The 13,126-nt window shown below is 53.6% G+C and carries 15 protein-coding genes; 5 read left to right on the plus strand and 10 right to left on the minus strand.

What is annotated here, in order from left to right; all coding sequences use genetic code 11:
- Nucleotides 1-48: 48 nt before the first annotated feature.
- From AC3G3F_RS07455 to epd, 6 genes are all read right to left on the minus strand, one after another.
- The gene (locus AC3G3F_RS07455) at nucleotides 49-795 is read right to left on the minus strand and encodes an oxidative stress defense protein (RefSeq protein ID WP_023247135.1); all 747 of its coding nucleotides are present in this window, start codon (nucleotides 793-795) and stop codon (nucleotides 49-51) included.
- Between the two features lie 93 nt (nucleotides 796-888).
- Nucleotides 889-1,524 carry an arginine exporter ArgO gene (gene argO, locus AC3G3F_RS07460; protein ID WP_000626876.1) on the minus strand — a complete coding sequence of 212 codons (636 nt, stop codon included), beginning with the start codon at nucleotides 1,522-1,524 and terminating at the stop codon, nucleotides 889-891.
- A 200-nt stretch (nucleotides 1,525-1,724) separates the two neighbouring features.
- Complete coding sequence (locus tag AC3G3F_RS07465) at nucleotides 1,725-2,585, minus strand: small-conductance mechanosensitive channel MscS (protein WP_023247134.1); 861 nt, start codon at nucleotides 2,583-2,585, stop codon at nucleotides 1,725-1,727.
- Nucleotides 2,586-2,792: 207 nt separating this feature from the next.
- Nucleotides 2,793-3,872 (minus strand): class II fructose-bisphosphate aldolase, encoded by a 1,080-nt coding sequence (fbaA, locus tag AC3G3F_RS07470; RefSeq protein WP_000034386.1) that lies wholly within the window; start codon nucleotides 3,870-3,872, stop codon nucleotides 2,793-2,795.
- Nucleotides 3,873-3,973: 101 nt separating this feature from the next.
- Nucleotides 3,974-5,137 (minus strand): phosphoglycerate kinase, encoded by a 1,164-nt coding sequence (gene pgk / locus AC3G3F_RS07475; protein ID WP_023247132.1) that lies wholly within the window; start codon nucleotides 5,135-5,137, stop codon nucleotides 3,974-3,976.
- Nucleotides 5,138-5,176: 39 nt separating this feature from the next.
- Nucleotides 5,177-6,205 carry an erythrose-4-phosphate dehydrogenase gene (gene epd, locus AC3G3F_RS07480; RefSeq protein ID WP_053508134.1) on the minus strand — a complete coding sequence of 343 codons (1,029 nt, stop codon included), beginning with the start codon at nucleotides 6,203-6,205 and terminating at the stop codon, nucleotides 5,177-5,179.
- Nucleotides 6,206-6,578: 373 nt separating this feature from the next.
- Between epd and AC3G3F_RS07485 the strand changes: the two genes are divergently transcribed.
- The 5 genes from AC3G3F_RS07485 to AC3G3F_RS07505 are packed head-to-tail and all read left to right on the plus strand — an operon-like array spanning nucleotide 6,579 to nucleotide 9,664.
- Nucleotides 6,579-7,004: a PPC domain-containing DNA-binding protein gene (locus AC3G3F_RS07485; RefSeq protein ID WP_070802120.1), complete on the plus strand. Its 426-nt coding sequence runs from the start codon at nucleotides 6,579-6,581 to the stop codon at nucleotides 7,002-7,004.
- A gap of 25 nt (nucleotides 7,005-7,029) precedes the next feature.
- Entirely contained in the window at nucleotides 7,030-7,608 is a 579-nt protein-coding gene (locus AC3G3F_RS07490; RefSeq protein ID WP_023247129.1) for an ECF transporter S component, read from the plus strand.
- A complete protein-coding gene (locus AC3G3F_RS07495; protein ID WP_053508135.1) occupies nucleotides 7,609-8,316 on the plus strand; it encodes an energy-coupling factor transporter transmembrane component T in 708 nt (235 codons plus the stop codon).
- Nucleotides 8,304-8,981, plus strand: a complete 678-nt coding sequence (locus AC3G3F_RS07500; RefSeq protein WP_023247127.1) for an ABC transporter ATP-binding protein — start codon at nucleotides 8,304-8,306, stop codon at nucleotides 8,979-8,981. The genes AC3G3F_RS07495 and AC3G3F_RS07500 overlap by 13 nt, the downstream gene beginning before the upstream one ends.
- Nucleotides 8,975-9,664, plus strand: coding sequence for an energy-coupling factor ABC transporter ATP-binding protein (locus AC3G3F_RS07505; protein WP_488394736.1), 690 nt, complete (start codon nucleotides 8,975-8,977; stop codon nucleotides 9,662-9,664). Before AC3G3F_RS07500 ends, AC3G3F_RS07505 begins: the two co-directional genes overlap by 7 nt.
- On the opposite strand, the gene AC3G3F_RS07510 is transcribed toward AC3G3F_RS07505, so the two are convergent.
- From AC3G3F_RS07510 to AC3G3F_RS07525, 4 genes are read right to left on the minus strand one after another with little or no spacing between them, the layout of a single operon-like run.
- Nucleotides 9,633-10,349: a nucleoside/nucleotide kinase family protein gene (locus AC3G3F_RS07510; RefSeq protein ID WP_053508137.1), complete on the minus strand. Its 717-nt coding sequence runs from the start codon at nucleotides 10,347-10,349 to the stop codon at nucleotides 9,633-9,635. The genes AC3G3F_RS07505 and AC3G3F_RS07510 overlap by 32 nt on opposite strands.
- Nucleotides 10,346-10,855: an MltR family transcriptional regulator gene (locus AC3G3F_RS07515; protein WP_023247124.1), complete on the minus strand. Its 510-nt coding sequence runs from the start codon at nucleotides 10,853-10,855 to the stop codon at nucleotides 10,346-10,348. The genes AC3G3F_RS07510 and AC3G3F_RS07515 overlap by 4 nt, the downstream gene beginning before the upstream one ends.
- Before the next feature lie 15 nt (nucleotides 10,856-10,870).
- Nucleotides 10,871-11,842, minus strand: coding sequence for a class II fructose-bisphosphatase (gene glpX / locus AC3G3F_RS07520; protein ID WP_023247123.1), 972 nt, complete (start codon nucleotides 11,840-11,842; stop codon nucleotides 10,871-10,873).
- Nucleotides 11,839-13,113 carry a zinc-binding dehydrogenase gene (locus AC3G3F_RS07525; RefSeq protein ID WP_079796052.1) on the minus strand — a complete coding sequence of 425 codons (1,275 nt, stop codon included), beginning with the start codon at nucleotides 13,111-13,113 and terminating at the stop codon, nucleotides 11,839-11,841. Before AC3G3F_RS07525 ends, glpX begins: the two co-directional genes overlap by 4 nt.
- Nucleotides 13,114-13,126: the final 13 nt, after the last annotated feature.

Below are 13,126 nucleotides of genomic sequence, written 5' to 3' on the forward strand. Positions count from 1 at the left end.
AACATTGGGGAGAAACGCGGCCTGGAAGCACGCCCAGGCCGGGCGAGATTACTGCGCGCTGACGGCCGTTGCCGGCGTCCGCTCTGTTCCAGGTTCAAGCTGGAATACCACATCGACCTGATCGTCGAACTGAATGGTCGGCTGCTCGTAAGTTTCCTGCGCGGATACTGGCGCAGCCTCTGCGGCTTTCATCATTCGCACCACCGGACTCGGCTGATAATTAGAAACATGGTAGCGAACGCTGTAAACCGGACCCAGCTTGCTGTGGAAACCGGCTGCCAGCGCTTGCGCCTGATGAATCGCGTCATCAATGGCAGCTTTGCGGGCCTTGTCTTTATAGGCGTCCGGTTGCGCCACGCCCAGCGATACCGAACGAATCTCGTTCAGACCCGCCTTCAGCGCGCCGTCCAGCAGCGAATTAAGTTTATCTAACTGACGCAGCGTCACCTCAACGGTTCGCACCGCGCGATATCCTTTCAGAATGCTTTTACCGTTTTGGTAATCATAATCCGGCTGCGTGCGCAGATTCGCCGCGCTAATGTCTTTTTTCGCAATCTGATTTTGCTCAAGGAAGGAAAGATATTGCGCCACGCGCTCATCGGCCTGCTTCTTCGCCGTCGCCGCATCCTTCGCCGCGACATTCACTTCAATCGCTAAGGTGGCGATATCAGGCACAGCATCGACGCTTGCCGTACCGGAAGTCACGATGTGCGGGCCTTCCGGCAGTTCGCTTGCCTGCGCCGACATTGCACTTAAACCCACTAATGCCGCCAGGGCCATCACTTTGAACTTCACAGTCTCTCCTCCATATTGCAGTCATTGCCCTGATATACAAGGCGCATGCAGGCAAGCTTAGCGGATATCGGCCTGTTGTCCATCAGACAACGCTTAGTTGAAAAGCGCGTGCATATGCGCGACGCCTTCCCGCGCTAGCTGGAAGGCGATAAGCCACATCACCACCCCAACCAGAATGTTGATAATACGTTGAGCTTTCGCCGTACGCAGTCGAGGCGCAAGCCAGGCCGCCAGTAGCGCCAGTCCAAAAAACCACAGGAACGACGCGCTAATCGTGCCGAGGGCGAACCAGCGCTTTGGCTCCATAGCCAGTTGCCCGCCGAGACTGCCCAACACAACAAACGTATCCAGATAAACGTGCGGATTCAGCCACGTTACCGCCAGCATCGTAGCAATAATTTTCCAGCGCCCCTGCTTCATAACCTCGGCGCTGGCCAGCTCCAGATTACTGCTCATTGCCGTTTTTAGCGCGCCAAAACCGTACCATAACAAGAACGCGACCCCGCCCCATGTGACCAGCGCCAGCAGCCACGGCGACTGCATCAGCAACGCGCTGCCGCCAAAAATACCGGCGCTAATCAGGACTAAATCACTTAACGCGCAAAGCAGCGCTATCATGAGGTGGTACTGGCGACGAATTCCCTGATTCATCACAAACGCATTTTGCGGGCCAAGCGGAAGGATCATGGCGGCACCAAGGGCAAGCCCTTGAAAATAATAAGATATCACGTTAACTACCCTGAGCTGTTTTTCTTAAAGGCAGACTATAGCGCGGGAATATTATTAGCGGAAATTGATAATTTTAATCATTAATAAGAAAAGCTAATAAAGAGACTGAATGGCGGATGGCAGCTACACTTATCCACTCTACAACCAGAGAATACTGGAGGCGGATAAGCGCAGCGCCGGCAGGTATCGCGGGAGGAAAATTACTCCGCGGCGTTATCTTTCACGCGTTTAAAATTGACGTCCATCTGCGGGTACGGGAAGCTAATACCAGCGGCGTCGAATTCACGTTTAATACGTTCCAGCACGTCCCAGTAGACATTTTGCAGGTCGCTGCTTTTACTCCAGACACGCACCACAAAATTAATCGATGACGCGCCCAGCTCATTCAAACGCACCGTCATTTCGCGATCTTTTAAAATGCGATCATCGGACTCGATAATCGTCGTTAGCAGTTGTTTTACCTGATCGATATCAGAATCGTAGGCCACACCAATAATGAATTCGTTACGGCGAACTGGCTCACGAGAATAGTTGATGATATTTCCCGCGATAATTTTGCCATTCGGAATCACAATAATTTTGCCGTCTACCGCGCGCATTGTCGTGGAAAAGATTTGCACGTTCAGTACCGTACCGGCAACGCCGCCCAAATCGACATACTCACCGGCGCGGAACGGACGGAACATAACCAGCAATACCCCAGCGGCGAGGTTAGAGAGCGATCCCTGTAATGCCAGGCCAACGGCTAAACCGGCAGCGCCCAGTACGGCAATAACCGAGGCGGTTTGAACCCCCACGCGACCCAGAGCTGCAATCAGCGTAAAAGCGATAACCCCATAGCGCACCAACGCAGAAAGAAAGTCGGCCACTGTCGCATCAATATGACGCGCACGCATCAGACGATTTACCGTATTGGAGATCACGCGCGCTACAATCAACCCAATGATGATAATGGCAAGAGCCGCAACAATATTCACAGCATAGCTGAGCAATAACGCCTGGTTGCGTACCAGCCAGGTGCCCGCACCATTTATGCTGTCGACAACATTCAAATCTTCCATTCAATATTCCTTGGTCATAGCAAAACAAGCAATTGAGATCATTCTCACGAAAAGAACTTTTTAAAGGTAAACAAAAACAGAGGAATATGCCATTTTTCGGCATCATCCAAAAAAAGATAGGCCGGATGAAAGCACTAACGCCGCTCTCCGGGAATGGCGATAAAAAAATGGCTTCCCGAGGGAAGCCATTTCAATCAGCAGACTATATTACAGAACGTCAATCGCGTTCAGTTCTTTAAATGCTTTTTCCAGACGAGCGATCATCGAAGTCTGGCCAGCACGCAGCCATACGCGCGGGTCATAGTATTTCTTGTTCGGCTGATCTTCGCCTTTCGGGTTGCCCAACTGACCTTGCAGATACGCTTCGTTTTCTTTGTAGTAGTTCAGAACACCTTCCCAGGTTGCCCATTGGGTATCGGTATCGATGTTCATTTTCACTACGCCGTAGCTTACGGAGTCTTTGATTTCCTGAGCAGTAGAACCGGAACCGCCGTGGAAAACGAAGTTCAGGCTGTTGTGCGGCAGGTTGTGTTTCTTAGAAACATAGTCCTGAGAATCACGCAGAATGGTCGGGGTCAGAACCACGTTACCCGGCTTGTAAACGCCGTGTACGTTACCGAAGGAAGCGGCAATGGTGAAACGCGGGCTGATTTTGCTCAGCTCAGTGTACGCGTAATCAACATCTTCCGGCTGGGTGTACAGGGCAGAAGCGTCCATGTGGCTGTTGTCCACGCCGTCTTCTTCACCACCGGTGCAACCCAGTTCGATTTCCAGAGTCATGCCAATTTTGGACATGCGCGCCAGGTATTTGGAGCAGATTTCGATGTTTTCGTGCAGAGACTCTTCAGACAGGTCAATCATGTGAGAAGAGAACAGCGGTTTACCAGTAGCCGCAAAGTGTTTTTCACCCGCGTCCAGCAGACCGTCGATCCACGGCAGCAGTTTCTTCGCGCAGTGGTCAGTGTGCAGGATAACCGGAACGCCATAATGTTCAGCCATCTGGTGAACGTGATGCGCGCCAGAGATAGCGCCCAGGATTGCCGCGCCCTGAGGTACGTCAGTTTTCACGCCTTTACCCGCGATGAAGGAAGCGCCGCCGTTGGAGAACTGAACGATGACCGGCGCTTTAACTTTTGCAGCGGTTTCCAGAACAGCGTTGATGGAATCAGTGCCCACGCAGTTAACTGCCGGCAGAGCAAAATTGTTTTCTTTTGCTACCTGGAACACTTTCTGTACGTCATCACCAGTGATCACGCCTGGTTTTACGAAATCAAAAATTTTAGACATGTTTCGTTGTCCTGTATCGTCGGGCTTTGGGAAAAAACACGGGCCGCCCTGAATGTCAGATCGGCGATAAATCAACGGGCAGGAATCCCTGCCCGTAACGATTACTTCTTAGCGCGCTCTTCGAGCATCGCTACGGCTGGCAGAACTTTACCTTCCACGAATTCGAGGAATGCGCCGCCGCCAGTAGAAATGTAGGAAATTTTGTCAGCAATGCCGAACAGGTCGATTGCCGCCAGGGTATCGCCGCCGCCAGCGATAGAGAAGGCTTCGCTGTCTGCAATCGCATTCGCCACGATTTCAGTCCCTTTACGGAAGTTCGGGAACTCAAACACGCCAACCGGGCCGTTCCACAGAATGGTTTTGGCATTCTTGAGGATTTCAGCCAGTTGCTGAGCGGAAGCATCGCCGATATCCAGGATCTGCTCGTCTTCTTTCACGTCGTTAACGGATTTCAGGGTCGCCGGTGCGGTTTCGGAGAACTCGGTGGCAACGCGAACATCGGTCGGAACCGGGATATCGCAAGTAGTCAGCAGACGTTTTGCTTCGTCAACCAGGTCTGCTTCGTACAGGGATTTACCAACGCTGTGGCCCTGAGCGGCAACGAAGGTGTTGGCGATACCGCCGCCAACAATCAGCTGGTCAGCGATTTTAGACAGGGAATCCAGAACGGTCAGTTTGGTAGACACTTTAGAACCACCAACGATAGCCACCATCGGACGAGCCGGTTCTTTCAGCGCTTTACCCAGCGCATCCAGTTCAGCGGCCAGCAGCGGGCCTGCGCATGCGACGTCAGCGAATTTGCCGATACCGTGGGTAGAAGCCTGCGCGCGGTGCGCAGTACCAAAGGCGTCCATCACGAATACGTCACACAGGGCAGCATATTTTTTAGACAGCGCTTCGTCGTCTTTCTTCTCGCCTTTGTTAAAGCGAACGTTTTCCAGAACCACCAGCTCACCTTCGGCCACGTCAACGCCGTCGAGGTAATCTTTGACCAGGCGAACCGGGTTAGACAGTTTTTCTTTCAGGTAGTTAACAACCGGCAGCAGAGAGAATTCTTCGTTGTACTCGCCTTCGGTAGGACGACCCAGGTGGGAAGTTACCATCACTTTCGCACCCTGTTTCAGAGCCAGTTCGATGGTTGGCAGAGAAGCGCGGATACGCGCATCGCTGGTCACTTTACCTTCTTTAACAGGTACGTTCAGATCCGCACGGATAAAAACGCGTTTCCCGGCCAGATCCAGATCGGTCATCTTAATTACAGACATGGTGAATCCTCTCAATGATTCTTAAAGTTTTGTCGGCGCTTACGCGTCGAGCCTGAAACCAACTGCGGCCATCGCTAACGTGGTGTCGAGCATCCGATTAGCAAAGCCCCATTCATTATCGCACCAGACCAGGGTCTTGATCAGGTGGGCGCCACTGACCCGGGTTTGCGTGCCATCAACAATGGCGCTGTGCGGGTCGTGGTTAAAATCTATCGAGACCAACGGTAATTCCGTATAGTCAACTATACCATGAAATGCACCTTGTGCTGCTTTTTGCAGCAACTGGTTGACTTCACTGGCTTTTACCGGTTTTTTCACCGTCACGCTTAAATCGATCGCCGTCACATTAATGGTGGGAACGCGCACGGCAATCGCCTCAAAACGATCGTTAAACTGCGGGAATATACGCGTAATGCCTGCCGCCAGTTTTGTATCTACCGGGATAATCGACTGGCTGGCCGCGCGCGTGCGCCGCAGATCGGAATGATACGCGTCGATCACCTGCTGATCGTTCATCGCGGAGTGGATCGTCGTGACGGTACCAGACTCGATGCCGTAAGCATCATCCAACAATTTAATGACGGGAATTATGCAATTCGTGGTACAGGATGCGTTTGAGACAATACGATGTTCCGCAAGCAGTTGGTTCTGGTTCACGCCAAAAACGACGGTGGCGTCAAGATCGTTGCTGCCCGGATGAGAAAAGAGCACTTTCTTCGCGCCAGCGGCAATATGCGCCTCGCCATGCTCCCGGTTGCCATATACGCCCGTACAATCCAACACGACATCCACGCCCAGTTCGCGCCACGGCAGATCCGCCAACGTTCGTTCATGCAGAATACGAATGACATCGTCGCCGACAAAAAGCTGCTCGCGCTCGTGGCGAACCTCCCATGCAAAACGCCCGTGGCTGGTATCATATTTCAACAAATGCGCCATGCCTGCGGCATCCGCCAGCTCGTTGATGGCCACCACGGTAATTTCCGCCCGACGTCCGGATTCATACAAAGCACGAACCACGTTACGCCCGATGCGACCAAAGCCATTAATCGCTATGCGTACGGTCATAGGTCTCCTGCAAGGCTATCCCGATTCAGATGAGGCTGACAGAGTAATGCAGCTCATCGTCGAGTAAAACCTCACCTGTCGCAAACTGCGACTGATTGGTTAATTGTCGAACATTTAATTAACTGAAACGCTTCAGCTAGAATAAGCGAAACGGGGAATAAAAGGAATGTTTGTCCAGTCGAAGAAGACAGTAATCTGACCTGCATCACATTTCATGGCCGCTTACGCTGCAATTTATTCCGTATTTACGAATCACCAGTACGCCCGCCAGATCTTTTCATCGTCGCGTCACAAATACTGATTTATATCAGAAAGCACTGTCGCCAGCGTCTATATTATCAGCGCCACGTCCGAGTCTCGGAGTCCTGTAACGATGACTGCATCTCACCACAACGCCTCTACAGCGCGCTTTTACGCGCTTCGTCTGCTTCCCGGCCAGGAAGTGTTTTCCCAATTACACGCCTTTGTGCAACAGAACCAATTACACGCCGCCTGGATAGCTGGGTGTACCGGCAGTCTGACCGACGTTGCGCTGCGTTATGCCGGGCAAGAGGCGACCACGTCGCTCACCGGCACGTTTGAAGTTATCTCGCTAAACGGCACGCTTGAACTGACCGGCGAGCATCTGCATCTCGCGGTATCAGATCCCTACGGGGCCATGCTCGGCGGTCATATGATGCCGGGGTGTACCGTGCGTACCACGCTGGAACTGATTATCGGCGAGTTGCCAGCGCTGACGTTCAGCCGTCAACCGTGCGCCATTTCCGGTTATGACGAACTGCATATTTCTTCCCGTTAATTGACGACTCTTTAAGAGGTACTTTATGGCGCGTCGCCCGTTTTCCAGCCAGTCTCTGGTTTTGATTGTCATCGCTATTGCCATCAATATGATTGGCGGACAGCTTATTAGCATGTTGAAGCTGCCTATTTTTCTCGACTCGATCGGCACCTTAATTAGCGCGGTGCTGTTAGGGCCGGTAATCGGCATGTTGACTGGGCTTCTGACCAACTTGCTGTGGGGGCTGCTTACCGACCCTATCGCTGCCGCGTTTGCCCCGGTAGCGATGGTTATCGGCCTGGTCGCCGGGTGGCTGGCGCGCGCAGGCTGGTTTCGTACCCTGCCAAAAGTGGTCGCCAGCGGCGTCGTCATTACGTTAGCGGTGACGCTGGTCGCAGTCCCACTTCGTACCGCGCTTTTTGGCGGCGTTACCGGTAGTGGCGCCGATTTATTCGTCGCCTGGATGCATTCAATGGGCCAAAACCTGGTAGAGTCTGTCGCGATTACCGTCATAGGTGCCAATCTGGTCGATAAAATTCTGACCGCGATTATCGTTTGGGGGCTGCTGCGTCAGCTACCGTTACGTACTACACGGCATTTTCCTGCGATGTCAGCCGTACGCTAAATGCATCCGTTTACCTCGTTAACCTTATGGGCGCTGGCGGCCTGCACCACGCTGCTACTCCCTGCGCAGACCGTGCTCCCGGTTTATAGCGCGGCAACCTTCCTCTGTCTGTTAGCGTCGAAATCAACGCGGCAGCGGGCGAAGTATGTCGCCTGGCTGATGCTGTCTTTAGGGGTTGGGCTATGGCTGGTACATGGCGGTTGGCTAACGGAATGGATAAGCGGGCAGCCTCGCGCTCCGCAACGCTGGATATATGCCGTTACGCTATGGCTACGCCTGCTGGCGATCGTGTCAACGTCGCAGCTATGGATGCAATATGTGCCGGTTCAGCGGTTTATTCGCGCCCTGTTTGCTTCACGTCTGCCGCCCGGCATCGCTTATCTGTTCGCTGGCCCGTTGCTGGTCGTCGAACAGCTCAAACGACAACTGGCGATCGTTCATGAAGCCCAACGCGCGCGCGGCGTGCCGCTGGATGAAGGCTGGTATCAGCGGCTACGGGCGATACCTGCGCTGATCGTGCCGCTTACGCAAAATGCGCTTAACGATCTGGCGATACGCGGCGCGGCGTTGGATATGCGAGGATTTCGGCTGCATCGTACCCGAACCACGCTGTGGGCACCGAAAGATAGCGTGTTACAACGGGTTGCGCGGTATGGAATGGTACTGCTGATACTGGCGGAAGCGGGAGTGTGGATATGGTTACGTTAGAGCAGTTTCGTTATCTTCCGTCCGATGCGACACGCCCGCCGGCATGTTTTGATTTCCACTATTCAACGCCCGGAATGGTGGCGATAGTCGGCGATAACGGCAGCGGAAAAAGTACGCTGGCGCAACTGATGGCAGGCTGGTATCCGGATTATCTTCCCGGCGATATTGACGGCACAGGCTTACTGCTTGGCGTCCCTATCGGGCAGCTCTCGCTGGTAGAACAGTCGCCCACCATCCAGTTGGTGCAGCAGTCGCCTTATTTACAGCTTTCCGGCTGTACCTTTAGCGTAGAGGAAGAGGTGGCGTTTGGCCCGGAGAACCTCGGCCTCCATGAAGCGGAAATTCTACGGCGCATTGACGAGGCGCTGACCCTGACAAACTGCCAGTCGTTACGCCATCGCCATCCCGGCACGCTCTCCGGCGGCGAAACGCAGCGGGTAGTGATTGCCAGCGCGCTTGCCATGCAGCCCAGACTATTAGTTCTTGATGAAGCCTTCAGTCGGCTGACATCAGTCGCTACCGGGACGCTGCTGGAACGGCTACAACAGTGGGCGCTGGAACGTCATTCTCTCATTGTGCTTTTTGAACGTAATCATTTTCCTTTTCTGACGCGATGCCAGCGGGTATGGCAATTGCGCGACGGAGCGCTAACCCCATTATGTTGACGTTAAATCAGGTCGCTTATCGCTGGCCGGATGCCGCAGCCGACTGTTTGCACTCTATCTCGCTTGAACTTCATGACGGCGAGTGGCTGGCGTTGACCGGCGATAACGGCGCGGGAAAATCGACGCTGTTACGGATTATGGCCGGCCTGCTTTCCCCCACTTCCGGCTCGGTAACGCTGAATGGAGAACCGATTGCGCAGCTTAAAAATCGTCAACGCGCCGCCGCTATCGGCGTACTCTTTCAGGAAGCGGAAAACCAGATTTTCCACAGCAATGTCGCACAAGAGGTCGCTTTTGGGCTGAAACTACAACGCTTATCGGCAGAGGAAATTTCACGGCGCACCCAGGCCGCGCTGCGGTTATGCCAGCTAATGGACGTCGCCGAGGCGCATCCGCTTGATCTGCACGCCGCGCAGCGCAGGATGGTGGCGGTAGCCAGTCTGGAGGCGATGGCGCCGCCTGTGTTATTGCTGGATGAACCCAGCCGGGATTTTGACGCCCACTGGCTAACCGTATTTGAGCACTGGCTGGCGACATGCCGGGCGCGGGGAACCTGCGTCGCGGCGATTAGCCATGACGCTGCGTTTACCCAGCGTCATTTTTCACGGGTGGTACGATTGCATAATGGCGCGATAACGCCGCGTAACATCATTAAGGACGCGCCATCCGATATTCGCCCGTAGGGGTCATTTCCAGCATGAGATCGGCTGGCAGACTACTTTCCAGTACCCGGCGCACATTCGGGCCGTCGGTGCGTTCATAAAAGGTTTCCGCCTCCGCCTGTGATAATCCTCCCGCCAGTTTGCGTCCAATCAACCGGGCGCGTAAGGTTTCCGCCGGGGCGCGAATAAATAATGAGAAATCGCAAAACTCCGCTAACGCGCGCCATCTGTCGTCATCCCGCAGGAGCCAGTTTCCTTCCACAATCACGATCGGCGCCGTGATGACAACAGCATGTTCCACCGGGTCGTGCCGCTGTCGGTCGTACTGCGGCCAGGTCGCCTCGCCAGCCCGCACCAGACGCAGATTTTCCGCCAGCTTATCGACGTCAAAGGTTTCCGGCGCGCCTTTACAGGCACGTAAATGATGCGCCTCCAGCCAGCGGTTATAGTAGTGAAAGCCATCCATGGGAAGCGTTTGAATTTCCGGCAGGTCAGCATCCTGACGAGAGAGGTATTCCCAGAAGGTGGTCAGCGTGGATTTGCCTGTGCCGGGCGGCGCGCTAAGAAAAACGATGGTACGGCGCTCAGGTTTAGCGGCATGTATTTTAGCCAGTTGTTGCAATAAGGGCTTGTGAACCTTTTCTATTTCATCATCATGATAATGTGCTTCAACGTGCAGCCCATTAACCGTCAATGCGATTTTCACGGCGTTAATTCCTTTAAAATTGTCGTTACCGCCAGCGCCATCGCCGTCTTGACCATACCGGTAAAACGCACCTCAGACCACGCGGCGAAGTCGGCAAACTTCATCGACTCCAGCGCGCTATATAAGGGCGCATTACGGGTAATACAGTTAACGTTACTGATGAAGTCCCAGGTAATGTCGTCGGCAAAACCGGGAATCGCGTCTTGTTCATGCAGGTACTGATAAAACTGAGAAAAATGGGTGATGTCAGCGTAGAGCCATTTATCCATTTTCCCCAGCGCATAAATCAGACGTAATGCAACGTCGATATCGTCAAGCGGCCCGCTTTGGGCGAGTAGCGGCTTCACGGCATATTCCACAATCTCTTCATCATTATCGACAAACAACGACGGCAGAAAGCGCTTAATGCCCTGGAGCAAAATGGTATGTGCCGTCGTCATAAACGAAAGTAAATTATTTTGAGCGTCCAGTTGCTCAAGCACATCGTCTTCTGTCAGCGTCGTCATTCGTTTCTCGATAGGTCACCATGAATGCAGAGAGTCTATAATATTACACGTTCGATCTGCGCTACCGATCAGTAAAGTTTGCGTGCGCACACCGTTCGCAACCCGTTGGATCCCATTAACCAGATCGCCCCCCGTAACGCCCGTCGCGCTAAAGAGAATGTCGTTACCGGCCGCCAGTTCGTCAAGGGAGTAGACGCGGTTAACCGCAACGCCCATCTCTTCGCAGCGTTGACGCTCCTGTTGCGCCACCAGACGGTTGTCAGCGTTATCCCCTTTCGCTTCACAGAAGTCGAGCAGCTCCGCCTGCATATCACCTCCCAACGCTTTTACCGCACAGGCGGAAATGACGCCTTCAGGCGCGCCGCCAATGGTATACATCAGATCATAAGGATTGTCCTGCAAACAGGTCAGGACACTGGCCGCCACATCGCCATCGGGCAGGGCGAAAACTTTCACGCCCAGTTGGGTCGCCTCGGCAATGGCAGGCTGCAACCGTGGTTTATCCAGCGTCACCATACGCAACTCCTCCAGCGGCTTGTTAAGCGCCCTGGCGACGTTTCGCAGGTTGACCGTTAACGGCAACGCCAGATTAATCGCCCCTTTCGCCTGGCGGCTTACGACCAGCTTCTTCATATACATATCAGGCGCATGTAACAAGCTGCCCCGGGGCGAAAACGCCATGACGGCCAGCGCATTGCTTTGTCCCATGGCGACCATTCGGGTGCCTTCTATAGGATCGACGGCGATATCCACCTCCGGCCCCTCACCGTTACCAACCTCTTCGCCAATCCACAACATGGGCGCATGATCGATTTCCCCCTCGCCGATGACGATCCGCCCACGGATGGCGATATCATTTAATGCCTGTCGCATTGCGGTAACAGCCAGCCCATCAATTTTGTTCTTATCGCCGCATCCGGTTTGCGGCCAGGCAGCTAACGCCGCCTGTTCCGTAATGCGAAATAGCGGCCATGCCAGAGACATCATGCCGCCTCCCCGATATCCACGCCAAATTGCGCCAGCAGGTATCTTTCCGCTTTTTCGTTCCAGATGCCGTGCGTCTCTTCAACCAGACGCGCCAGCTCCCTGAACAACGGCTCCGTTTTCCCTTTTTCAGCGAAATCAGTAATCGCCGTCAGCGGCATGGTGACGCCGTTATAGATAAGCTTTTTACCGCCGGGAATATCCGGCAGGTTGAGCACGGTGTCCGGCACTGCATCCAGCCCGCCAATATGCGTCACCATGAATGAAGGCTGAAGCTGTCCTGTTGCGCTTAACGCAATAGCCTCTTTCATATCATCCGTGGAGCCACCGGATGTCCCTACGACATGGGTACTGTTGTAATGCACATTGTAAAAATTAAACGGTACCTTGAACTGGCTATCTGTCGGCCCGGCAAAGAAATTCAGGCAACCGTCTTCTGCGAGAAGATCGTCAGCCATTTCAACGACGGACGGAACAGCTGCATAAACAAACACATCATCAAATCCTGCGCCATCGGTTAATGCCCGAAGTTGCGCAGCAGGATCAGCCATGCCCGCGGTATTCACATAGATAAGCTCAATGCCCTTCTCGGCGGCCTGTTTGACCGGCAGCAGTTTTTTTGCCTGCGCCAGGCGGGCCTCATCGATATCTACCACCACCACTCGCGACGGCTGAAGCCCACCGTTAATGGCATAATCAATCGCGCCAATGCCCATCGGACCGGCACAAGCCAGGAGCGCGATATTACCGCCGGGTTTGACTCCCATCCGATGTTCATAAACATAAGGCGTTGTATGATAATTCGCATTATAGGCGCCAATAATGCAGCTCATGGGTTCCGCCAGCGATGCTGCGGCAAAATAAGAACCGTGATACGGTAAAACACAGCCCAGATTAATCGCTACTTCCGGGATTATCATGTACGTGGCGTTACCGCCAAAATATTCGTAGCTGTAGCCGGCAGAATAACCGCTCGGCAAGCCCATCGCCGGTTGTAAAACAAAACGCTGTCCTTTTTTATATTTACCAGTCAGGTTTTTTCCTACTTTGACGATAATTCCGGCACATTCATGACCCGTAATGACTGGATGATTTTCCAGGTCATCAGGCACTCGCTTATGTTCACTGCCTAATAAGGCGGCTTTCCAGGTAGAGAGACATACGCTGTCGGAAATTACGCTTACGAGCAGTTCATTTTCAGTAATGTCGGGTAATTCAAACTCACGGATACGGACATCCCGCTTGCCATATATAGCAGCTACTTTCGTTTTCATATTTACTCCAGAA

Source organism: Salmonella sp. FC25216 (assembly GCF_057751355.1).

What these genes read in the sequence shown, in the direction of transcription:
- AC3G3F_RS07465 (WP_023247134.1), bottom strand. Translation starts at nt 2,585, where the DNA reads ATGGAAGATTTGAATGTTGTCGACAGCATAAATGGTGCGGGCACCTGG.
- fbaA (WP_000034386.1), bottom strand. Translation starts at nt 3,872, where the DNA reads ATGTCTAAAATTTTTGATTTCGTAAAACCAGGCGTGATCACTGGTGAT.
- pgk (WP_023247132.1), bottom strand. Translation starts at nt 5,137, where the DNA reads ATGTCTGTAATTAAGATGACCGATCTGGATCTGGCCGGGAAACGCGTT.
- epd (WP_053508134.1), bottom strand. Translation starts at nt 6,205, where the DNA reads ATGACCGTACGCATAGCGATTAATGGCTTTGGTCGCATCGGGCGTAAC.
- AC3G3F_RS07485 (WP_070802120.1), top strand. Translation starts at nt 6,579, where the DNA reads ATGACTGCATCTCACCACAACGCCTCTACAGCGCGCTTTTACGCGCTT.
- AC3G3F_RS07490 (WP_023247129.1), top strand. Translation starts at nt 7,030, where the DNA reads ATGGCGCGTCGCCCGTTTTCCAGCCAGTCTCTGGTTTTGATTGTCATC.
- AC3G3F_RS07495 (WP_053508135.1), top strand. Translation starts at nt 7,609, where the DNA reads ATGCATCCGTTTACCTCGTTAACCTTATGGGCGCTGGCGGCCTGCACC.
- AC3G3F_RS07500 (WP_023247127.1), top strand. Translation starts at nt 8,304, where the DNA reads ATGGTTACGTTAGAGCAGTTTCGTTATCTTCCGTCCGATGCGACACGC.
- AC3G3F_RS07505 (WP_488394736.1), top strand. Translation starts at nt 8,975, where the DNA reads ATGTTGACGTTAAATCAGGTCGCTTATCGCTGGCCGGATGCCGCAGCC.
- AC3G3F_RS07515 (WP_023247124.1), bottom strand. Translation starts at nt 10,855, where the DNA reads ATGACGACGCTGACAGAAGACGATGTGCTTGAGCAACTGGACGCTCAA.
- glpX (WP_023247123.1), bottom strand. Translation starts at nt 11,842, where the DNA reads ATGATGTCTCTGGCATGGCCGCTATTTCGCATTACGGAACAGGCGGCG.
- AC3G3F_RS07525 (WP_079796052.1), bottom strand. Translation starts at nt 13,113, where the DNA reads ATGAAAACGAAAGTAGCTGCTATATATGGCAAGCGGGATGTCCGTATC.